This window comes from Oceanobacillus sp. FSL W7-1304 (assembly GCF_037969805.1).
GTDB lineage: Bacteria > Bacillota > Bacilli > Bacillales > Amphibacillaceae > Oceanobacillus > Oceanobacillus profundus.
In genome coordinates this window covers 3,186,483-3,208,420 of record NZ_CP150211.1, presented here as the reverse complement: position 1 = coordinate 3,208,420, position 21,938 = coordinate 3,186,483, and the positions used below count along the sequence as shown (strand labels likewise).

21 protein-coding genes are annotated in these 21,938 nt (G+C 38.2%); 6 read left to right on the top strand and 15 right to left on the bottom strand.

The window, feature by feature from the left end:
* From NYE61_RS16115 to NYE61_RS16095, 5 genes are all read left to right on the top strand, one after another.
* The gene (locus tag NYE61_RS16115) at positions 1-933 is read left to right on the top strand and encodes an ATP-binding cassette domain-containing protein (RefSeq protein ID WP_303448392.1); all 933 of its coding nucleotides are present in this window, start codon (positions 1-3) and stop codon (positions 931-933) included.
* Positions 926-2,173 (top strand): ABC transporter permease, encoded by a 1,248-nt coding sequence (locus NYE61_RS16110; RefSeq protein ID WP_303448393.1) that lies wholly within the window; start codon positions 926-928, stop codon positions 2,171-2,173. Before NYE61_RS16115 ends, NYE61_RS16110 begins: the two co-directional genes overlap by 8 nt.
* Positions 2,174-2,307: 134 nt before the next feature.
* Positions 2,308-3,195, top strand: coding sequence for a DMT family transporter (locus tag NYE61_RS16105; protein WP_303448394.1), 888 nt, complete (start codon positions 2,308-2,310; stop codon positions 3,193-3,195).
* 442 nt (positions 3,196-3,637) lie between these two features.
* Positions 3,638-4,180 (top strand): flavodoxin family protein, encoded by a 543-nt coding sequence (locus tag NYE61_RS16100; RefSeq protein WP_303448395.1) that lies wholly within the window; start codon positions 3,638-3,640, stop codon positions 4,178-4,180.
* Between the two features lie 265 nt (positions 4,181-4,445).
* Positions 4,446-5,567 (top strand): N-acetylmuramoyl-L-alanine amidase, encoded by a 1,122-nt coding sequence (locus NYE61_RS16095; RefSeq protein WP_303448396.1) that lies wholly within the window; start codon positions 4,446-4,448, stop codon positions 5,565-5,567.
* A 108-nt stretch (positions 5,568-5,675) separates the two neighbouring features.
* Here NYE61_RS16095 and NYE61_RS16090 read toward each other — a convergent pair whose 3' ends face one another.
* The 12 genes from NYE61_RS16090 to NYE61_RS16035 all read right to left on the bottom strand — a co-directional run bounded on the left by NYE61_RS16090 (position 5,676) and on the right by NYE61_RS16035 (position 16,499).
* Positions 5,676-5,825: a hypothetical protein gene (locus NYE61_RS16090; protein WP_251660192.1), complete on the bottom strand. Its 150-nt coding sequence runs from the start codon at positions 5,823-5,825 to the stop codon at positions 5,676-5,678.
* A 5-nt stretch (positions 5,826-5,830) separates the two neighbouring features.
* Complete coding sequence (locus tag NYE61_RS16085; protein ID WP_095307678.1) at positions 5,831-7,099, bottom strand: helix-turn-helix transcriptional regulator; 1,269 nt, start codon at positions 7,097-7,099, stop codon at positions 5,831-5,833.
* Positions 7,100-7,372: 273 nt separating this feature from the next.
* Positions 7,373-8,281 (bottom strand): PhzF family phenazine biosynthesis isomerase, encoded by a 909-nt coding sequence (locus NYE61_RS16080; protein ID WP_303448397.1) that lies wholly within the window; start codon positions 8,279-8,281, stop codon positions 7,373-7,375.
* Between the two features lie 66 nt (positions 8,282-8,347).
* The gene (locus NYE61_RS16075) at positions 8,348-10,147 is read right to left on the bottom strand and encodes a M3 family oligoendopeptidase (protein ID WP_303448398.1); all 1,800 of its coding nucleotides are present in this window, start codon (positions 10,145-10,147) and stop codon (positions 8,348-8,350) included.
* 98 nt (positions 10,148-10,245) lie between these two features.
* Positions 10,246-10,500: a hypothetical protein gene (locus NYE61_RS16070; protein ID WP_095307675.1), complete on the bottom strand. Its 255-nt coding sequence runs from the start codon at positions 10,498-10,500 to the stop codon at positions 10,246-10,248.
* A gap of 200 nt (positions 10,501-10,700) precedes the next feature.
* Positions 10,701-11,249 carry a short-chain dehydrogenase gene (locus NYE61_RS16065; RefSeq protein WP_303448399.1) on the bottom strand — a complete coding sequence of 183 codons (549 nt, stop codon included), beginning with the start codon at positions 11,247-11,249 and terminating at the stop codon, positions 10,701-10,703.
* A 27-nt stretch (positions 11,250-11,276) separates the two neighbouring features.
* Positions 11,277-11,585 carry a GNAT family N-acetyltransferase gene (locus NYE61_RS16060; RefSeq protein ID WP_303448400.1) on the bottom strand — a complete coding sequence of 103 codons (309 nt, stop codon included), beginning with the start codon at positions 11,583-11,585 and terminating at the stop codon, positions 11,277-11,279.
* On the bottom strand, positions 11,575-11,781 hold the full coding sequence (locus tag NYE61_RS16055) for a hypothetical protein (RefSeq protein ID WP_303448401.1): 207 nt from the start codon (positions 11,779-11,781) through the stop codon (positions 11,575-11,577). Before NYE61_RS16055 ends, NYE61_RS16060 begins: the two co-directional genes overlap by 11 nt.
* Before the next feature lie 498 nt (positions 11,782-12,279).
* Positions 12,280-12,717, bottom strand: coding sequence for a general stress protein (locus NYE61_RS16050; RefSeq protein ID WP_095307671.1), 438 nt, complete (start codon positions 12,715-12,717; stop codon positions 12,280-12,282).
* A gap of 124 nt (positions 12,718-12,841) precedes the next feature.
* Positions 12,842-13,900, bottom strand: a complete 1,059-nt coding sequence (locus NYE61_RS16045; RefSeq protein ID WP_303448402.1) for a MerR family transcriptional regulator — start codon at positions 13,898-13,900, stop codon at positions 12,842-12,844.
* Between the two features lie 262 nt (positions 13,901-14,162).
* Positions 14,163-15,623 carry an aldehyde dehydrogenase family protein gene (locus tag NYE61_RS16040; protein WP_095307669.1) on the bottom strand — a complete coding sequence of 487 codons (1,461 nt, stop codon included), beginning with the start codon at positions 15,621-15,623 and terminating at the stop codon, positions 14,163-14,165.
* Positions 15,624-15,638: 15 nt separating this feature from the next.
* On the bottom strand, positions 15,639-16,499 hold the full coding sequence (locus NYE61_RS16035) for a methyl-accepting chemotaxis protein (RefSeq protein ID WP_118888459.1): 861 nt from the start codon (positions 16,497-16,499) through the stop codon (positions 15,639-15,641).
* A gap of 285 nt (positions 16,500-16,784) precedes the next feature.
* Here NYE61_RS16035 and NYE61_RS16030 point away from each other — a divergent pair, with 285 nt between their 5' ends.
* A complete protein-coding gene (locus tag NYE61_RS16030) occupies positions 16,785-18,050 on the top strand; it encodes a hypothetical protein (RefSeq protein WP_303448403.1) in 1,266 nt (421 codons plus the stop codon).
* A 74-nt stretch (positions 18,051-18,124) separates the two neighbouring features.
* Here NYE61_RS16030 and NYE61_RS16025 read toward each other — a convergent pair whose 3' ends face one another.
* From NYE61_RS16025 to NYE61_RS16015, 3 genes are read right to left on the bottom strand one after another with little or no spacing between them, the layout of a single operon-like run.
* A complete protein-coding gene (locus tag NYE61_RS16025; RefSeq protein WP_118888457.1) occupies positions 18,125-19,168 on the bottom strand; it encodes a ribonucleotide-diphosphate reductase subunit beta in 1,044 nt (347 codons plus the stop codon).
* Entirely contained in the window at positions 19,149-19,583 is a 435-nt protein-coding gene (locus NYE61_RS16020; protein WP_262366377.1) for a flavodoxin, read from the bottom strand. Before NYE61_RS16020 ends, NYE61_RS16025 begins: the two co-directional genes overlap by 20 nt.
* Positions 19,580-21,814, bottom strand: a complete 2,235-nt coding sequence (locus NYE61_RS16015; RefSeq protein WP_095307662.1) for a ribonucleoside-diphosphate reductase subunit alpha — start codon at positions 21,812-21,814, stop codon at positions 19,580-19,582. The genes NYE61_RS16020 and NYE61_RS16015 overlap by 4 nt, the downstream gene beginning before the upstream one ends.
* Between the last annotated feature and the right edge of the window lie 124 nt (positions 21,815-21,938).

Here is a 21,938-nt window from a genome sequence, read left to right as displayed (position 1 = left end):
ATGGAAACAATGTTATCAGTAAAGAACTTAGGAAAGGCTTTTAAAGACAAGCAAATTATTAAAGATATTAGTTTCGATGTTCGTAAAGGTGAAATCATGGCAATTCTTGGACCAAACGGAGCTGGGAAGTCAACTACAATCCGCAATATTATGGGGATTATGTATCCAGATGCTGGGACGATTGACTTTCAGAATAGCAATGGGAAAGATATTCCTCGCAATAAAATCGGCTATTTACCAGAGGAACGCGGGCTTTATAAAAATGTCAACGTGATGGATATTCTGCTTTATTTAGCTGAGCTAAAAGACTACCCATTAGACAAGGCAAAAGAGCGCGCACTGAGCTATTTGAAAAAATTTGACCTAGAAGGTAAGGATAAGGTTTCTGTTGAAGAACTTTCCAAAGGGATGGGGCAAAAGGTGCAGTTTATCGCATCTGTTATTCATGAACCAGAGCTGCTCATATTGGATGAACCATTTTCCGGACTCGATCCTGTAAGTCAAGAGTTGTTCAAGCAGGAAATTCGCAGCCTGGCGGAAAAAGGAACTGCAATCTTACTATCATCCCATCAAATGAATCTTGTAGAAGAAATGGCGGATCGTCTCTTTATGATTCACCGAGGACAGAAGGTGATTTATGGAACAATGGATGACGTAAAAACCCAATATGCCAATTTTAAATGTACCATTCACGGGAAAAATGCTTACGATGACTTAATCCGTATACTTGGTGTGCAGCGTGTTGAGCAAGAGGATGACAAATCAATTCTCTATTTAGCAAGTGACATCCACCCTGCCAGCTGGCTGAAGCAGTTACCAGAACAGCTCGTCATACAAGAACTAACAATCGACCGGATATCGCTTCATGAAATATTTATTGATATCGCAACAGATAAAAATCTATTACAGGAAGCAGGTGAACTTCATGCGTAATACGATGAAAGTAGCGAAGTGGGAAATTAAACGAAATATGAAAAATAAGACCTTTCTAATCGGGCTATTCTTAACGCCAATCCTGATTCTTGCCTTTGGATTTATCGGAAGCTTGTTTGGTGGATCAGATGATGCGGAACCTAGTTCTACAACGGTATATGTTCATGACCAAACAGGTATTTATCCAGCATTAGAGGAAACGATCAATCAAAGTGACTTGAATTGGGAAATGGAGCAAACAGATATTGATGAAGCAGATGTGGAATCAATCTTAGAAGCTAGCGAAAATACAGCATTCCTATTTATTAATGATCAAGCAATCGAAACGGGTGTCGTTCCTGTTTATACAAGTGATGAGATTGACCAGTTCTTTATCAATCAAGTACAAGTATTAACAACACCGCTGCAAGCATTAAAAATTGAACAGTTTGGTTTAACAGAAGAAGAAACAGCAAGTCTGCTGCAAGGAATCACTTTTGAAGAAATAACAATGGAAGATGCAGCGGCAAGTGAAGAGGATGCAGAAGAAGCAGAAGCTGGACTTGGCGCTGATCCGATGGAGCGTATGGTGCCTGGTATATTTGCTGGTATTATTATGTTTTCTGTTATTATGACGGGTATGGCAACCTTCCAAAGTGCATCACAGGAGAAGAAGGATAAAATTGCTGAAATCATTCTATCTTCTCTAACGCCATCTGATCTAATGCAAGGGAAAATCGTCGGCTATTTTGTTTTGGGCATCATTCAAGTAGTAGTTTTCTTCGTTGTTCTATTGCCATTCGCAGTTTGGAAATTAGATATTCCAATTATCGAATATTTACTCGTTCCGGAAACCCTTCTACTTGTTTTCATTGCTATTTTAAGCTATTTGATGTTTGCATCCATCTTTGTTGGAATCGGTGCGACGATGTCTGATATTTCAACTGCCGGGAACTTCCAGGGCTTCGTAATGATGCTGCCATTCGCACCACTTGTTATTATGGGACCTGTTCTGAGTGATCCAAGTGGTATCGTTGCGCAAGTTGGTACGTACATTCCGTTTACTGCACCAGGCGTGCTGGTTATGCGTCTATCTACACTTGAACAATGGCCATGGATTGAGATTATTATCTCCCTCATTGTCATTATGGCAAGTGTCTGGATCTTTATGAAGCTTGCTGGAAAAATCTTTAAAGTAGGTATTTTAATGTATGGAAAAAATGCTACGCCAGGTGAGATTTTGAAATGGCTTCGTGCTTAATTTTCTTGGAGGCAGCCATGCAAGTGGCTGCCTCTTCCAATACTTCCCGATTAATATGCTAAAGCTAAAACATTCCTCCCATGTTATAATAGTAAAGCATTTATAACGTTTTAACGAAGGAGTGCGAGTAAGAATTGCAAGAAGAAGTAAAATCAAATAAAAAAATCGGTATACCATTAGTCGTATCGATTATAGCCATATCCTTTTCTGCCATTTTTGTAAAATGGTCTGATGCACCCGCTACGATTTCAAGTATGTATCGTATGTGGTTTGCATCTATTTTATTGCTTCCATTTGTATGGAAAAGAAGAAAAGAGTTTCTGCTTATTTCCAAACGAGACATTTTTCTATTAATGTTTTCAGGACTGTTTTTAGCATTACATTTTGCTCTATGGTTTGGATCGTTACAGCTTACCACTGTGGCAAGCTCTACTATTATCCTTACCTTGCAGCCGATTGTTGCTTTGATTGGTGGATTCCTTATTTACAAAGAACGAACCTCCATCCCCGCATTACTAACAGTAGGAATTGCTGTGATTGGTGCAGTCATGGTTGGCTGGGGTGATTTTGGCTTAAGCAGGGAAGCAGTGCTTGGAGATATCCTGTCATTCTTAAGTGTCATTGCTGTGGTTGGTTATCTATTAATCGGGCAAAATGTAGTTAGAAAGCTTTCACATTGGATTTATAGTTTTTGTGTATTCCTTTTTGCTTCGATTACACTGACAATCTATAATCTCATTGCTGGAATTTCGCTTAGTGGGTATGAGTCACGTGAATGGGGGATTTTTCTATTGCTAGCTGTTATCCCTACTATTTCACATGTTATCAACAACTGGCTGCTAAACTATGTTAATACAACAACCATTTCCATGAGTATTCTAGGTGAACCTGTTGGAGCCACTGCATTAGCTGTCCTGTTATTGGGCGAACGTGTTAACGGCATGCAAGTTGCTGGAGGCGCAGTTGTATTAATCGGTGTATTTTTCTTTTTAATCCAACAGAAAAAACGTATTCCTGTATAAAACAGCCCCTCTCTTCCTATCGTTCAGAAATATGTCGTTCTTTTTAAATGTAAAATATACTATAATAGACTTAACAGAATGTAGTATTTTTCTTATGAATAAAGGGGGCATTATTCATGTTAATCGCAATTATCGCTTTTTGTGTAAGTCTTTCCGTAAGCCTTATTATCGCAAGTGAGGTTTGGGACTGATTATTATATCAAGTCAGATGAATGTTTTTTTGCTTAAAAGTTATGTAGCGGGCTTCGTGGTGAAGCTCGCTTTTTTCATTGCCAAGATGTTTCCGGATATCTTCTGTAAAACTAACATCTTATTAACAGTTGACTCATATACTTTGAATGACGTTAGAAAACTCGGCATTCACTTAAGGGTTCATTGAAATCCTTATCCATTGGAATGTTGCACTTATGCAGATAGCTTTTACCTTCAAGGAGGATGTGTAATGGAGATAATCGTCTTTCACGGTTCAACCCGTGTTCATGGAAATACAGAATTCTTGGCATACCAAGCTGTCCCAAAGGAAAAAGGAACCCATATTTATTTACGTGATTATACAGTCAATTCTATTATCGATCAACGCCATGATGCCAAAGGCTTTGACCCAAACACGGATAATCATCAGTGGCTCATTGACCAGATGCTAGCTCATGAAATTATCGTGTTCGCTACCCCAATATACTGGTATAGTATGTCCGGGCCGATGAAAACGTTTATTGACCGCTGGTCGCAAATATTAAGAGATCCTGCATACCCACATTTTCGAGAAGCGTTATCAAAGAAAAAGGTTTACCTTATTGCGGTTGGCGGCGACACACCGACAATAAAAGGACTTCCACTTGTCCAGCAATTTAATTACATTTGTCAGTTTTATAAAATGTCATTTGAAGGTTATGTAATCGGAAAGGCAAGTAAGCCCGGAGAAATTCTCCAGGATAAACCCGCATTAAAGGCAGCATCATTACTTATAAAAGAGGAAGCACGTTGAACAGTTTCAACGTGCTTTTTTATTTGGCAATACGTATATTTTCTAGTAATTATGGTCAGGCTAATTATTAATTCTACGTACCTAGTAATCAATTAAAGATTAGGTAGTTACTCTCCCTTTACACAAAATCTAGTAAGATATATTTTCGAATTCTAGTTATTTAGCATGGTTTTTGCTGAAAAATGTTTAAATTTCCCTTGTTAAGGAAAGTATTAACTATTATTATTAATCTATGGAAAATTATTTTCGACAAAAGGAGGAGCAAATGAAGTATTTACGACAATTATCCATCGGCATTGGCTTTCTGTTATTGGGATCACTTCTTGTCCCCAGTTTAACACATGCTAATGAAGGTCAATCCTATGAGGTTTACTCTTCGGTATTAAATGTTCGAGGTGAACCTACTTCTGATGGCGAAATCATTGGCGTGTTAAGTAAAGGGAATAAAGTAATGGCGTTTCAGGAGAAATACGGTTGGGTACAAACCTATTACGGTGGACATGTAGCTTGGGTTGCAAAGCACCATCTTATTCCAGTTTCCAATACTAGCCAAAGCAGTTCAGCTAATACACAATCGGTAACAACGACGGATTCGATCACTGTAACAGCAAATAGTGTTCGTTTACGTTCAGGTCCTGGTACGGATTACAATGTTATAGGCTCGTCATCAGCAGGAGATACATACAACATAGTTGAAACAAACGGCGATTGGCATCAAATTAAATTTTCAAATGGTTCCACAGGATGGATTGCCGCATGGTTAACGAACACTTCGTCAACTAGCGAACAATCATCCGAACCGATCAATACAAGCAATAACACGAATAATAACACACCTCAATCAGATTCATTAGAAGGCTATACTATCGTACTGGATCCTGGTCACGGTGGAAAAGATCCTGGAGCAATTGCGCTTAATGGGATTTATGAAAAGGATCTTGTTTCCGATACAGCAGTTAGAGTAGCAGATGAACTCCGTAATGCTGGGGCAACTGTTATTGTTACTCGTAATGGTGATTACTTCGTTTCACTCGATAATCGTGCAAGTATTAGTAATTCCTATCAAACAGATGCGTTTGTCAGCCTACATTATGATTCTTTCCCTACAATTGGGGTAAATGGGGTAACTACGTATTTTGGCAATGGTTCTGACCGGGGCTTGGCGCAAAATATCCAATCTTCGCTAGCCTCTACTGTAAGCTTAGATAATCGCGGTATCATGCAACGTGATTTCAGTGTACTTCGTGGTACAACAGCTCCATCTGTTTTAATTGAGCTTGGATTCATTTCAAATCCAAATGATCTAGCAATCGTTCAAACAGCAGCTTACCAGAATCAAGTTGCCACAGCGATTACAGATGGTTTAGTAGATTATTTCCATAGATAATGTATCCGTGCAAACTATTTTTTTAAACGATGGGAGCTGTTCTAGCAATAGGACAGCTCCCTTATGTAACAGATAGAACATTTAAATACGATATATTCGCTTTATGTATTATTCACCACTCTTTGGTTTAGGCTCTTTATCGTTTAACGGAGGTACTCCCTCTTCAATTGCCATCTCGATTGATGCAGGTTGTTGCCATAGGTCTGAAGCAAAAGAAAAAATTAATGCTAAGGAAAGCAATAAAAATACTTTCTTCAACATCATCACCCCCTTTCTTTGTAAACTCCACTCAGTACACTGTTAGCATAATTATAATAGCTTGCAGCCAATTTATATTTTCGATTATCAAAATAGTAATCTGCTAAAACCTTTAAATACTTATATTTCTCATAAGGTATCTCATCAAAGAAAGGAAGTACTTTTTTTGTAATCAAATTTACAAATTCTTTATCTTCGATTCCATGAATCAAGTGCCTGTACACTTTAAATTCATAAACATAAATGGAATCTATCGGTGTTAAGCTCTCCGATAAACGAAGCCCTTCTTGCAACCATCTTTCAGCGTTTGCACGTTCTCCTTTTTGGTAGTATTCCTTCATCAAGCTCGATACAGGAACAATTTGATCACTTATGGATTCAACAGCATGTAGTTCATAGCTTTTCAAATAGTATTCAATTGCTTCCTCTGATTTGTTTAACAGAGAATATACCTTTCCTAAATTTTGATTACAAAGTGCAAATAAAGAATGTTCCTGAGCAAGCTCCGCAATCGTAGCTGCTAATTGATAGCTTTCCTTTGCCTTATCCAGTTCAGATGTCCTGCGATAAGAAATACCTAAAAGAATATGACATTCCGCACATCTTTTTAGATTATAAATCTTTTGATAATAGTCTAACGCTTTAGTGGCATAGGAAAATGTATGATGTGTCTGTCGCAGTTTACTAGCCGACAATGCAATTAAATAGTACAGATCATTCTCTTCATCCTTCAATGAATAAATCGGATATTTCAAATAATCTTCTGTATGCTGATAAAAGGATAATGCTTTTTTATAGGATAGTAAGGAAAAATGGTAATCACCTGAAAATTTATACCAATAATAGGTTTCTAGTTCTGTGAAGCTATGCGATATAGTTTGTAAGTATTTATACTGTTTTTCTTTTCCAGCTTTATTGTTAATAAGTATGTAATAGCTTAATTTATGAAGATTGATTAAATTTCGATAGGAGGTATCCGCAATATCTAAATTCTCTTTCATGTATTGATACCCTTTGACTGCTTCCGCACGGTTTCCAACCAATAAATGACGAAACCAGGCTTTATAAAATTCAACCCCATTATGTTCATCGGTTTCTATTTCCATTTTTAGCTTTTTTGATAACAAGCTGACAACTTCCTGACGAGGCTCTACTTCTCCATTTTCTATTTTTGATAAGTAGGAAACGGAAATAACTCCATTTGACAATTCTGTTTGTGTCATCCTCGACTTTAGTCGATGATATTTGATTCGATGCCCAATCTTCTTATTCATATGTCCTCACCTCTATCATAATTATACAATAGAACAGGCACTTACTACTGCTCAGATTAGACTATTCAAGCAGAAAACTTGTGCTTTTCCAGAGTGGAAGAAAACTTTTACAGTAATAGTCGTTATACTCTATAAAAAATGGTGATAATGTGTTTGATTGGAAGGGAAGGAGAAAAAATGCATGTTGATTCGCATACAAATAACGCCCAAGCTAAACTGCAGAGCGTAATGGAGAATTGATTTTTAATTATAGTTCCTTCCAATACTTATTATTCACTTTTTCACACTCTTTATTTCGATATCGAAATCCTTCACGTATACTGCATTTCCAGTAATTTTAATAGTATAGGGCTGACTATTCCTATCCACCTGTACTTCTACTCGGCCATCTCTATCTATTTCATGCCCCTGTTCAACTACAAGCCTCAGCGACTCTTTAAAATATCTGTTTATGTATTCAGCATAATATGCACCCATTACCCCAGAAGCAGTACCTGTTACCGCGTCTTCAATCGTACCTGAGTATGGGGAAGAAAAGTGTCTGGCATGCATGTCAGCGTCAGCATGATTCGTTTCTGTACAAAAGGGGTGAACAGATGACTTAGGCATCTCCTTTAGAATGGTAGGAAAAGCAACATTTTTCGGTTTCATTTTCTTAAAAGCACGTAAACTTTTTATTGGGATTAATAATGTCCATGCACCTGTACTGCCATATACAATTGGTAACTTATCATCGATATCGTTGATTTCCAATCCGATCGATTTGGCCAAAGCTTCTTTTGATCCTTTGAAACTTTTGAATTTTGGTGGTGCCTGGTTCATTGTTATCACGATTTCCTTCTTAGCAGTCGATTCAATCATAACAGGTAAAATTCCTGCCTTTGTTTCAATGGTTAGTTCCGTTTTTCCACCTAGTAATCCTTTCGTCTTTAATGCATAGACTGTTGCCATGGTTGCATGACCGCACAAATTCATTTCATGTCCCGGTGTAAAAAAACGTATCTTAAAATCCGCTACCTCTGATTTAACGGGAAATGCGGTTTCATTAAATCCCACTTTAAAAGCAATCTCTTGCATTTCTGCATCTGTTAATACATCTCCATTTAATACCACACCCGCGGGATTCCCCTTATTCGGCTCTTTACAAAACGCATCATAATGATAAACCTTCACAGACTTCACAACACATTCCTCCCATTGTAAACAACAGTTATTAACTTTCAATCCTAAAGAACTGACTTGAAAAGATCATCTTTTAATCTTTTCCGTTAATCGAATAAATTCCCTCACATCTTCTATACATAATGCAAGCCCCTTTTCCCAGAAGACCTCTGATTTAATGTCTTCCTCAAGGTGCTTCATCACCAAATCCTCCGTGGACATTCTCCCAGAATCACGTAGTAATGCAAGATATTCCTGTTCAAATGTTTTCCCCTTCTCCTTTGCCTTTGCAAAGATACTTAGGGCAAATAAATATCCAAAGGTGTAAGGGAAGTTATAAAAGGGAGATTTCGTAATATAGTAATGTGGTGTCCAGATCCATGAATGTACCGATGCATTCTCAAGGGAACTATGATATGCCTCTTCCATAGCTTCCTTCATTAAAGCATTTAAACGGGATGGTGAAACAAACCCTTGTTTTCTTTCCTCATTCAAATTTTTCTCGAACAAAAACCTGGAATGCATATTCATAAAGTTCATTACACTGCGTTTTAACTTCTCATCCACTAAAAAAAGCTTCTCTTGATCAGATGTTGTCTCTTTTATTGCTGCCTCTAATACAATCATTTCTGAGAAGGTTGAAGCTGTTTCTGCTAAACTTAATGGATATTTTTTGCTCAAACCATCCACAGATTTCATCGCATAATTGTGGAATGCATGTCCCAGCTCATGAGCAAGCGCTAATACATCTTTTATTGTTCCACCAAATGTCATGAAAACTCTAGACTCTCCAGTTAGCGGGAAGCCTGCACAAAATGCAGCAACTGATTTAGCTGAACGGTTTTCCGATTCAACCCACCCCTGTTCAAACGCATTCAGCGTAAAGGCTTCTAATTCAGGTCCAAATTGGCCACAGTGCTTCGTTATAAAATCAACAGCTTCTTTATACTCCAGCTGTTGCGTGCTTTCTGTAATAGGAGCCCAAAAATTATACGCATTCAATTTTGGTTCTCCAAGAAGTTCGGCTTTTTTATTGAGGTAATCGACAAATGGCTTTTTCTGTTTATTAACAGCTCTCCACATTGCATTCAATGTATCTTCTTCTATTCGATTATCAATTAAAGGTTCTTCTAATACATTTTCAATTCCTCTTTTTTTATACACCTGTTGCCGAAAACCAACAATATGATTCAAAATTCTAGCAAACAAATCTTCTTTCTCTATCCATGTATTTTCTAATACTTCATGTGATTTTCTCCGTACTTTTTCATCAGGGTGCGATCTTAGATTGATTGCCTGACCTACCGATAATTCATTTCTATTACCGTTGATCGAAATGTTAACCTTTATATCACTTATCAGCGCATGATAAAATTGCCCCCAAGCATGATATCCATCAATCATTAATTCAGACACGAATTCATTGTCATTTAGCTGCCGTGCTCCTTTTGTTCGCAATTCATTTAGTATGAATGCATGGTTTTGCAATAAACTTGTATCTAACATACTTTGCCATAAATTTTCCTCTATACCTTGGAGAATTTTTTGCGTTTTTTGAACAGATGAATCAAAACTCGCACGAATATCACCGATTTTACTCTGAAGTGATGTAGCTGTTTGATCCTTTGGATTCTGTGCTAATAAGCATGTAATAAAGGAATTAGCTTGTGATACATGAATTTGAATGGTACTCATGTGTTCCAATAACGCTGAAATCTTTATCGAATCAGCAACTTCCTGTGATGGCTGAAAATAACTTACATGGTTTGCAAATGTATAAACTTTACTTTCTAATTCCTTTATATGTTTTAGTAATTGACTGGATTCACTACCACCCGGGAATAAGGAATCTAATTCCCATACTTCTCGATACTTCGTGGTTTCCATTTTTTCTCCTCCACATTTGGTTCATTGTATTTACGTTACTCTCTTCATTTTGTTTCCCTAACATGAATTTAAGAATCTGTTTGAATAACAATCACATCCTACTTTGCATCTGCCTTCCTAAATTTATTGGCGAAAAAATATGCAATTGATGCAGCAAGTAAGGCAATCACGAGCGATATTAAAAATGATGATGAACTGCTTCCAATAATCGTTTCCTGGGCTAGCGTACCACTCTCATTCCAAGCTTCTGTAATGTTTGGCGTATAGGTGAATGTGAGCAGCATTCCAGACAAAATTTGCAGCAATGTATACGCACAGAGAAAACTAACAGCAAAAATAATATACTTTTTCACAATTTACACCTCCTCGTTTTTTGGCACGGATTCACCTTTTTCTCCCTCCTTGACGTCATCATCCTTCTGGCTCTCTTAATCTCGAATACTACTTATACGGAATTTTCCAATAAAAGGTTCCATTTTAGTTAGAGTTGATTTAGAAAGCTGCAAACAATTTTTATGTCTCTTCACAGGACATAAGATTTTGTTCTACCATTTTATGGTCGTTTTTCCCAAGGCTCAATTATACCAATTGTTCGTATTGAGTCTTTTTGCTTTAAGGCGTCAATTACGCCACTTGAAATTTCTTTGTTTGTCAGCCATCTAGAATACTCGTCTTTCAGTACAAATCCCAGACGGATTTGATAATAAAAACAGCCTTGGGGGACACTCACTTCTCGCTTGATCTTATCTACGTCAGTGCCGCTTCCTAACACATGGAATAATTGCCAATCAACTGTATGCGTTGAAATTTCCCTCGTGATGATTTTAAGTGCAGCTGGAGCATTCAAATGTATCCAAGCTACAACCAGCTCGATATCACCATTTTGTTCAATTGCTGTATGTACTTTGCTCTGTAATTCATGATCACTTCTATAATCAACAATAATTGGTGTGATTTTTTCTTTAAAGTCTGCTCGTTCCATAAGCTGCTGCATACGTCCGGAATTTCTCGCAATAACCGATACATGATACCCTTGGTCCATCAGCCAAAGAGACACGTCTGCTAACATACCAGTTCCACCGACTACTAATGCGTGCTTCATTTATTATTTCCCCTTGCGATGTCATTTTTAGATTCCACGTACATATCTTAATGAAAGGTAATCTTCATCCCCCGTATTCGAATATGCCAGCTGTTCGGATACTTTACAAAACCCTCTTCTCTCGTAAAATGGAATACCTTTCCTATTTCCTTTTTGTACAGAAACCCATTGCTTCTTAGCACCTTTCTCACGCTGAATATTTGTTAAAAAATCTAAAAGCTTTGTCCCTATCCCTTCCCCACGTCTATTCGGGTCCAAATACAATACATACACTTCACTTTCTTCATTATGTAGCATTCCTCCACCAATTGCTCCGACAACTGCGTTATGTGTCAAGAGCTACAATATAGCCATCCCATCCAGGGCTTTCACCTATTTCCTTCGATATACGTTCATGATTATAAAAACGTTGATTATTTCTTTCTATGTTTGCAATACTTCTAATGCCCTTGTATGTCTCGATACATCCCTCACAACAAACACGGGCTATTCCATCAACATGTACCATTTCTGCTCGTTTAATCGTGACCATTTTTGTCGGGCTCCTTTCCAGATTTATATCTTTATTATTAAGAATGGGGTAATCCGTAATTCCCTCCGAATAAGTCTAATGGTGTCTTATTTTTGATTTTGGTGCGTTAGCGTACGGGAATGGTGTCTTATTTTTGATTTTCGTGCGTTAGCGGACAGGAATAGTGTCTTATTTTGACAATATATGTTTTACCACTTCTCGAAAATCTGTACCTTAATAATATGTTTCTGTGCAGATTTTAATAAAGTCGACCGTTGCTCCTAGGATTAAGATTTTCCTCACAGATTTTAATAGTTTTTCCAACACAACCGCCACTTTTAGTCTACCACAGAACACGCTATCTACTCAGAATATTTTTATCAAATCAAATTGTTCATTATTTTTAAATACTAAACTTTAAAACAGCTTTTATTTTGTTCTATCCACGAAAAAGAGGTATGTTATCAACTTGATACATACCTCTTTTTCACACTATGATTGTCCTTTAAGTGTCGATAATCACGCTTTAGGATGTAAAAACACAAGTATTTTCCCGTCTTTCACATCATTCGAATAGTGCTCTGCTTCATCATTCGAAACACCTAATTCCATTAAAGCATGTTTCAATCCACCTGCTCCAGAGGCGGCACCAGCAGCCGCACCTCCGAGTGTTGTTATAATCGGACCTGCAGCGATGACTGGGCCGATTCCGGGAATTGCCAGTGCGCTTAATCCGATAAAAAAACCAGTTATCCCGATGGCACCGCCGGCTGCTGCACCGGCAACGGCTCCATCCGTAGTGGAAGGATCGACTTCTTCAGCTGTTTCTTTCAGCTTTTTTGTATTTTTGGCCATCATCGATATTTCATCAATTGAGTAGCCTTTGCTTTTTAATTGTTCAACAGCTTTCACTGCTTGTTCTTCTGTATCGTATATTCCAACAATATGATTATTCATTAATATGCCCCCTTAAAAGAGTAAACTACTTATTCTTTACCCTTTCTAAATAATAATAGTCATAACCTATTGAATTGGGTTTAATTGGGATCATATTAATGGTGCATTATCACATTGAAATTACTTACGAACCAGCTTTATCAACTTTTTTTGCATAAATCATACTTAAAATATCGTTAAACATAACGGTTTCCACTTTATATTGATTTTCTTCTAACCATTTCACTAGTAACGATCGATCTGCATAATATTCATCCTCAATCGCTTCAATTGCCTCAGTATTCCCTTCCATACGAAGCGCATCCATGACCTCAGCTTGATGTGTCTCATCCAGAAACATTAAGTCCGCTATGCAAATTTGACCATTTGGCTTTAGCACACGTGTCATTTCTGATAAAGCTAACAGCTTTTCTGAATCAGGTAAGTGGTGTAGGGCGTAGCTTGAAACCACAGTATCGACTTGACTATCCAATAGAGGCAACGCTAGAAAATGTCCATGACGCACTTCAATCTCTGGATGCTTTTTATTACAAATTTCTAGCATTTTTTTCGATTGATCAATCCCAATGACATTGATTCCTTTTGCCAAAAATTTCGCTCCAAGGTTTCCAGTGCCAACCCCAATATCAGCACAGACCGCATGTTCATCCAGGTGAACTGTCCCTGCAATCCTCTCAAGTGCCTCATCATAGCCTTGATGCACATTGAATCCATGTCCCTCTTGTTTGATATGGTTGTCAAAGTCCTCCGCCCAGCTATCAAAACCCCATTTATCCTCCCAGCCCTTTCGAAGATGCTTCAACTTCTTCAAATGCTGTGCCAGGTCATAGAAATCACGATCAGTACATTCCACCATTCTATCAATTGTATCGATCATATCTTTAATTTCCAGCCATTGCTCAACAAGTGCCGAACGCTGAACATGCAAATATCCCTTGATCGTCATGTCTGGATCTTCCAGTACTTTTTTTATCCCCTTTACAGGTAGACCAATCTCTCGCAATGCTAAAATTGTACTTAATCGCGACACATCTGTATCAGAAAAATAACGATACTCATTTTCTGCATCTTTTTTTGGTGCAATTAACCCCTTTTCTTCATAGAAACGGATTGCCCGAGGGGTGGTGTTCAACTGTTTTGCCACTTCTTTAATTTGCATGAAGCTCTCTCCCTTCTTCATCATAGTAAACCCTCCCGTAACGGAAAGGTAAAGGGGAATTTCTAATTTCTTTTGTTAGTGGAAAGAAATATACGGCTAGTCGCTGGACACGGGAGCTGAACATGACTATCCGTGTAGCCAAGGTACTATCCAAAGCATTCAAACTCGATATTTTTCTGCATTGAAAAAAATTAGCCTGACAAGAAGATCAGGCTAATTCGAAAACGGTTCAATCCGTTCCAAGGCCATTTTATAAGCCTTTATTTTGTATTTTTTTAGTAATTGATTAACTATATGGGTATGAGCGTTTTTCATGCTGGATGGAAATCCATTTGAAAGTTGTAAATGCGTCGAGGCTCCATTCGCCATTCAGACGGCCAACTCCGGAGTTTTTCACACCACCAAAAGCTACGTTTGGTTCATCATTTATCGTGCCATCGTTAATGTGAATCATTCCTGTATCCATCAATTTAGCAAGTTCTGCACCGCGTTCAATGTCTTCTGTATGGATAGCGCCGCTTAAGCCATATGGACTTTGATTTGCATACTCGATAACTTCTTCATCACTTGAAACCCTTAGGATCGAAACTACCGGAGCAAAGAACTCTTCATTTGCAATCGCCATATCTGGTGTAACATTTGTAAATACAACCGGTTCTACGATATTTCCATTTACATTTCCTTTTATAACCGGTGTCGCACCTTCAGCGATCCCTTTTTGGATAAGATCAACTGTATTTTTTACTTGTCGTTCATTTATTAATGGTCCAATGATTGTACTTGGATCTTTAGGATCCCCACAAGTTAATGTTTTAACTTTAGCAATATACTTTTCTACAAATTCATCATAGCAGGATTCATGTACAATAAGTCTATTTGCTGACATACAAATTTGCCCTTGATGCGTGAATCGACTAAACACTGCAGCACTGACTGCCAGGTCAATGTCGGCGTCATCCAGAACAACAAGTGCACTGTTACCACCGAGTTCCAGATGCACTTCTTTCAGATTTCTTCCAGCAACTTCCCCAATATGCTTACCAGTAGCTGTAGAACCCGTGAAGGAAATAGCACGTGGCACCGGATGTTCAACAAAATTATCGCCGATTTCAGAGATTTCTGTAGTGACGACGTTCAATAACCCTTTAGGAAGGCCAGCCTCTTCAAACATTTTGGCAATCATGGTTCCCCCAGTAATCGGAGTGTGCTCATGCGGTTTTAATACTACACCGTTTCCAGTAGCGAGTGCTGGAGCAACGGATTTCATCGATAGAAAGAATGGGAAATTAAACGGGCTAATTACGCCAACAACACCAACTGGCACACGGTAAACTCGATTTTCTTTTCCATCAATAGGAGAAGGTAAAATCGAACCATTCATTCTCATCGGGAATGTGGACGCTTCTTTAAGCATGTTTTTAACCAGCCCAATTTCAAATTCAGCTTTTAATCTGGTTCCTCCAATTTCATCGATAATTACATCAACGAATGCTTCATGATTTGCTTCTAAATAAGCAACAGCCTTGTCAAAAACGTCCCGCTGAGAAACAGGATTTGTTTTTGCCCACTCTTTCTGAACTTGCTGTGCAGCTGCGTAAGCATGATTCAGGTCATCGTTGCTTCCAGCTTTATATGTAGCAAGGATCTCCCCATTAAAAGGATTCCTATTTTCAATCTGGAGATTGCTGCTTCCTTCTCTCCATTCACCATTTATGTATTGACTTTTCAGTGATTTTAAATCAATCATTCTATTCAACTCCTATCAATATTTTAGCTGTAAATTCTCTTTGGCCAATTGAGCCAAGTCAGAGACATTTCTGTTGATTTCTTCCATCGTTGCCGTAAGTTCTTCGATTGCGGCTGATTGTGAATCAGATTCAAGATTTGTCTTCTGAATGTCCTCATCCAGACTGGAAATGATCTGTTCAATTTTTGTAGTGATGGTGTGAATCTCTTCTACCTGATTTTTGGATCCTGCTGCCATTTTTCTAATTTCGTCGGCAACTACAGAGAAACCTCTACCGTGTTCCCCTGCTCTAGCAGATTCTATAGCTGCATTTAACCCAAGCAGATTGCTTTGATCTGCAATTCCTTTTACTACATTTGATACGTCTTCAATAAGTTTGATACTGTCATTTACCTTATTAGATTTTTCTGAAATAACTCCCATATTTTCAGAAAGCTGGGATATGGATACTGCCATTTCTGTAATCGTGCTTGTTACATCTTCGACGACTGTAGAGAGACCATTTGCAACCTCAGACAGTTTATTGGCTTTTTCAGTGTTTTGACCAACACCGACTCCTCCAACAACTTGCCCATTTTCATCACGAAGCGGAACTGCCATTGAAACAAGGTTTACCCCCAAGATATGTGCCGGTACAATCATTGCTTGATTTTTGTTTTCTCGAATGGCCTTCGTTATAATATCCCCTTCCAACAATGGATCTCCAGGCGATACATTCAACGCAAATGTAGTAGCGGGGAAATTAACAATCAGTTTTTCAGTGTCATAAACACCTATTGTGATATCATCATTAATCAGTTGCTGAAAGTATGGGGCTGTACTAATAATTGCCTGCAATAAAGGATGTAGATTCTCATTTACATTTGTTTGCTTCATTAACCATTTCTCCTCTTCACATAATGGATAACATAGATCGGACAATATAATTCCGATTACTCTCAATAATTTATATCGGTAAGATTTTCCAGTTTTCAAGTGAAATGATAAAAAAATAAAATCAATCTATACACGTACCATTTTTTATTGTTACTGATTTATAACGCCTCTCGCTATTTTCATATCAGATTATTTAATCAAAATGCACAACAAACAAAGCTTGCATGATATAATAACTCCCGGAATGTTATACTATAGGCAAACACAAAAAGTGAGGTTTTACATGTGGACGTACGAATTCAAGAAATTGTTGATTTCACAGCAGATAAATTTAAGCTTGAAGCTTTTTATTTAAAAAGACATGCGATCTACCGCGAGAAGATCGACCAAAATGGCGAATCTTTTGTTTTAAATATGGAATGGTTTCCAAATGACGCCATTATTTCAGATGATGACTTAAATCCAGCTGGAACGATTAGCATCGATATCGATATTCACTCGAAATTAATACGCCGGCTGATTTTCGTTGAGGGTGAGAACAAGCTAGAAACTGATTTACCGAAAGCTGGTAATACAGAACTTGCAATTGAATGGATCGAGCAAGAAACTGGATTGGAGTTTGGCAGACAGTTTAAATTAGTGCAGGAAGAAGATAAAGAACTATTTTTCCAAGCAGCTGTGGATAATATTTCAGTATTTCCATCTGGATCGATTCAAGTAAGATTTAATGATGTGCATAAGCTAACGTTATTCTCAATTGACGGTCATTTCCCAAATGAGGATCAATTAAATTGGGAGCCGTTTGCATTAACACCGGAAAAAATTGAGCCTATTGCCAAAGCACAGACAAAGCTGTTAGAGATTCCATTAGAAGACGAAGAAAAGTGGAAGGCAGTATATGGAATAACAACCGTATTCGTAACAAATGATGGGGATAAAACGATTTCCTATGAACAAGTGGAAAGTTCTGAGTCCTATACACAGCATGATCTTGTCTTACAATGGGAGAAAACTATCGAAGAGCCCTTAGCAAGAAAAGATATTGATCTATCACAAGAAGTTACAGTAGAAGAGGCATTTGCTAGTAAAGATGCGCTAGTGGATATACCGCTGAATGATGACGAGCAAAAACAAGTAATCAAGGCGGTACAAAACTTTATGCAACGCGAATATCCACAGGCCAGCGGTGATTGGAAGCTTGCTGCATTATGGCGTGAGAAAGCGTATATCATCGCAGAGTTACGACCAACCAAGCCAGATGCACGCGTCATTGACCGGAAAATCAAGCTTTTAATGGATGGTGCAGATTACGAAGCGCTCAACTATGTGGATAATCAAGCACTTGTGGATATGTTTAAACATTTCGAGCATGCAGACGAGCCTAAGTTTTCTGAAGAAGAGGCATTTGAAAAGCTTGCTAAGCATATTGATATCACGCCTGTCTACGTTTTTGATAAGACACAAAACCGCTACATTTTATGTGGTAAAGTAGACTGTGGATATGGTGTGGATAGTTTTAGTGGAGAAATAATTTTATTGGACGAGTTATAGACAACAAAAATCCCCTTTAGTTTATAAAAGGGGATTTTTGTTTACTCAGAAAGCCTATGATAGCGCCTTCTTCCTTATAGATCATCAAATCCATTCAGATCACTTGTCTTCGTATATTGTCTTGATTTCTGTTCAAAGAAATCTGTTTTCGTCCCATCAAAGTTATCCACATATGCACGGATCCACTTCATTGGGTTATCAACATGTTGTGGATATATTTCACTTAATCCCATCAAACGCAGCATTTTGTTTGCACGATATTTAATATATCCTGCCATTTCCTCTAAATCAATACCTTCCACTTCTGCCAATACATAGTTTGACCATTCGATTTCTAAATCAACCGATTCACGGAAATGATCATAAACCCAGTCCGTAAATTCTGCCGTATTGTATTCAGGATTCTCTGCCAATGTCGCACGGAATAGTTCACCAATAAAACGGCCATGCTCCAGTTCATCACGATTAATGTAGCTAATCATCGTTGATGTACCGACCATTTTATTTTGACGTGCCAGATTGTAAAAGAATGCAAAACCAGAATAGAAGAACATGCCTTCTAATAAGGATGTGTAGACTAAAGTTTTTAAGATGTTTTCCACAGTTGGTTCTTCCACAAATTCATTGTACTGCTTCGTTAAGTTTTCATTTCGTTTAAGCAGAACTTCATCCACTCGTCCAAGCTGGAATGCTTTGTTTTGTTCATCTAATGAGACAACAGATGATAACACGTACGAATAGCTCTCATTATGCACTGCTTCCTGCTGTGCAATCACAGCCATGATAGATTGCACAGAAGGGTCTGTTGCATACAACGAAATTAAGAGTGCTGTTCTTGTTTGTGGTGCATCCAATGTGGATAACAATCCGATTATTTTTAAATAGGCGTCGCGCTCTTCCTCTGTTAATGTTGGGAATTGCTTCACATCACTGGACATATTCACTTCGTCCGCTTGCCAGTAATTACCCACAAGTCGCTTGTACATTTTGTACCAATGTGGATAAGCAATATCGTTCCAGTTTAAAATCCCACTTGATTTTCCACCGAATAATCCGGTCGATTTATTTGGATGCAATGGTTCCAATGTTTTAGCCTTTTCAAGCATAGCTCTTGGCATGATGCAACACTCCTTCCAACCATAATTCCACTTTTTCTTCTTGACTTCCCCTAGGGGACTGCTCAATTTTCAGAGCCGTCCATTTACTATCATAAAATCTCACTAACTTATCCACAGCTTTACAGAATAAGTCATCCCCGCCAAATTGGGTATCACCTGTTCCAAAAACTGCAATATTATTTGGTTTATAGCCGATCTCAAGTATAAGGTCTTTCACTTCGTCTGGTGTACTCCCCATTTCCCAAGTAAACGTTCCAAGGAAAACAAAGTCATAGCTTTCCGGGTCAAATGGTGCATCGATTCCGATTCGATGCATGTCCACAGAAATACCTTCTCGCTTTAATTTGCTTTCCATCAATTCCGCTACTTCTTCTGTGTTTCCACTGTACGATAAATATGCGATGATAGCCCTCAACTTTGACACCACTCACATTCTTCGACATCATTCGACGTTGAACGAACATAATAAGTTGTTTTAAGTCCTTCACGCCATGCTTGTAAATGAAGATCTAATAAAATCGATGCACGGATGGTATTTGGCACATAGAAGTTAAATGAAATACTTTGATCAATATGCTTCTGTCTAACTGCATTTTGTTTAACAGACCAGCGCTGATCAACGATATATGCAGACCTGCGATAAATATTGTACGTGTTATGATCGAGTTCCGGTGCAGTGACAGGAATCTTAAAGTCTTTCTTCTCTTCGCTGTAGAACACATTGAAAATTGGATCGATACTTGCTGTAGAGCCTGCAATCATTGCCGTAGTCGAGTTAGGTGCTACTGCCATTAAATAACCATTACGCATGCCGTGCTCCCCAACCTCTTCCTGTAATGCTGTCCATTCGTCTGTCACATAGCCTTTCTGTTTAAAGTAAGCCCCAGTGCTCCACGTACTTCCTTCAAAGGCTGGGTAACTTCCTTTTTCCTTACTAAGCTCCATACTATTTTTAATTGTTAAGTAGGCAATTTTCTCATACAATTCATCTGCATAGCTTACAGCCTGATCAGATTCCCATGCAATATCTTCTTTTGCCAATAGATGATGCCATCCAAATGTACCTAACCCAATTGCACGATACTTTTTATTGGTAATTTCCGCTTGCATAATTGGTAATGTATTAATATCAATAACGTTATCCAGCATCCGAACTTGGATTTTAATCAAACGCTCTAAAACATTATCCGGTACAGCTTTTCCTAAGTTAATCGAGCTTAAGTTACAAACAACATAATCACCAGGCTGGTATTTCTTTACGATCGTGTTTTCTTTTTCCAGGTATTCTTCCACAAACTGTGTTGGTGACTGGTTTTGCGTAATTTCTGTACATAAGTTAGAGCAGTAAATCATTCCTTGATGGTTATTGGCATTTTGACGATTTACCTCATCACGGTAAAACATAAATGGTGTACCCGTCTCAAGCTGGGATACCATCACACGTTTCATAATATCGATAGCATTTACTGTTTTACGTGATAAGCTTTCATTTGCCACACACTCTAGATATTTTTCTCTCCATGTTCCATTCCCTTTTTCTTCATCATAAAAATCTTCTAAAGAATAGCCCATCACTTGGCGTACTTCATGTGGATCGAATAGATGCCACTCACCGCGCTGTTCAACCTGCTCCATGAAATAATCCGGCAAGCAAACTCCCGTGAAAATGTCATGGGCACGCATGCGGTCATCCCCATTATTCAGTTTCAAGTCAAGGAAAGACTCAATATCTTGATGCCAGACATCCAGATAAATAGCAATCGCGCCTTTTCTTGTTCCGAGCTGGTCAACACTTACCGCCGTATTATTCAGCTGCTTAATCCATGGCACAACACCACTGGACATTCCTTTAAATCCTTTAATAGAGCTTCCTCTTGCACGGATTTTTCCCATATAAACACCAATTCCGCCGCCGTTTTTAGAAAGCTTCGCAATATCTGTGTTACTGTCATAAATCGACTGCAGGCTATCATCAACCGTATCAATAAAGCAGCTTGATAATTGGCCATGCGTTTTTCCAGCATTCGTTAAAGTTGGAGTCGCTACAGTCATATAAAGATTACTTAATGCCCAGTACGCTTCTTCTACAAGCTTCGTTCTGTGAGACGGATCTTCGTCCTGCATCAAATACATTGCGATAACCATCCAGCGTTCCTGCGGCAGCTCGTAAATGTTTTTATCATGATCGGTAGCCAAGTAACGTGTAGCGACCGTATATATGCCAAGATAGTTAAACAGGAAATCTCTATTGGGATCAATCATATTGCCGAAATGATCGATTTCAGCTTTCGTATATTTCGAAATAATATTCGGCGCATATGCTCCTTCGTCTGTTAACACCTGAATTAATTCGTAAAGAGATCCATAGCGTGCTTCTCTGTCATACTTACGATTTTCTCCAGCTTTACGGTAAAGTTCCTGTAAATAGATGCGTGCTGCAACATAAGTCCATTCTGGATTTGCCTCGTCTATATTTTCTAATGCAATTTTAATTAATCGGTCTGAAATTTTCTCAATTTCCATTTCTGGCTTTATTGTGCGTAATGCTTTCTCCATAAATTGATCAATTTCGACAGAGATCCCCTTTGTTGCTACCTGAACAATTTCTTCGATTGTGCTAGGAACTTGTTTCGTTTCTGTTACCATGTTAACTGCCTCCCTATATATAAAACTATGTAAATATCAATTATATCTCGCTCTCTTACTGGATGAGCAATGATGAATACACTTTAAAAAAGAATCCACCCAAAAAATGAGGGCAGATTTTCTG

Bases quoted from the DNA above. Each gene is read 5' to 3' on its own strand.
- NYE61_RS16055 (WP_303448401.1), bottom strand. From the start codon at position 11,781: ATGGTCACGATTAAACGAGCAGAAATGGTACATGTTGATGGAATAGCC.
- NYE61_RS16110 (WP_303448393.1), top strand. From the start codon at position 926: ATGCGTAATACGATGAAAGTAGCGAAGTGGGAAATTAAACGAAATATG.
- NYE61_RS16095 (WP_303448396.1), top strand. From the start codon at position 4,446: ATGAAGTATTTACGACAATTATCCATCGGCATTGGCTTTCTGTTATTG.
- NYE61_RS16075 (WP_303448398.1), bottom strand. From the start codon at position 10,147: ATGGAAACCACGAAGTATCGAGAAGTATGGGAATTAGATTCCTTATTC.
- NYE61_RS16040 (WP_095307669.1), bottom strand. From the start codon at position 15,623: ATGATTGATTTAAAATCACTGAAAAGTCAATACATAAATGGTGAATGG.
- NYE61_RS16035 (WP_118888459.1), bottom strand. From the start codon at position 16,499: ATGAAGCAAACAAATGTAAATGAGAATCTACATCCTTTATTGCAGGCA.
- NYE61_RS16025 (WP_118888457.1), bottom strand. From the start codon at position 19,168: ATGCCAAGAGCTATGCTTGAAAAGGCTAAAACATTGGAACCATTGCAT.
- NYE61_RS16100 (WP_303448395.1), top strand. From the start codon at position 3,638: ATGGAGATAATCGTCTTTCACGGTTCAACCCGTGTTCATGGAAATACA.
- NYE61_RS16015 (WP_095307662.1), bottom strand. From the start codon at position 21,814: ATGGTAACAGAAACGAAACAAGTTCCTAGCACAATCGAAGAAATTGTT.
- NYE61_RS16065 (WP_303448399.1), bottom strand. From the start codon at position 11,249: ATGAAGCACGCATTAGTAGTCGGTGGAACTGGTATGTTAGCAGACGTG.
- NYE61_RS16085 (WP_095307678.1), bottom strand. From the start codon at position 7,099: ATGAATAAGAAGATTGGGCATCGAATCAAATATCATCGACTAAAGTCG.
- NYE61_RS16115 (WP_303448392.1), top strand. From the start codon at position 1: ATGGAAACAATGTTATCAGTAAAGAACTTAGGAAAGGCTTTTAAAGAC.
- NYE61_RS16050 (WP_095307671.1), bottom strand. From the start codon at position 12,717: ATGAATAATCATATTGTTGGAATATACGATACAGAAGAACAAGCAGTG.
- NYE61_RS16045 (WP_303448402.1), bottom strand. From the start codon at position 13,900: ATGATGAAGAAGGGAGAGAGCTTCATGCAAATTAAAGAAGTGGCAAAA.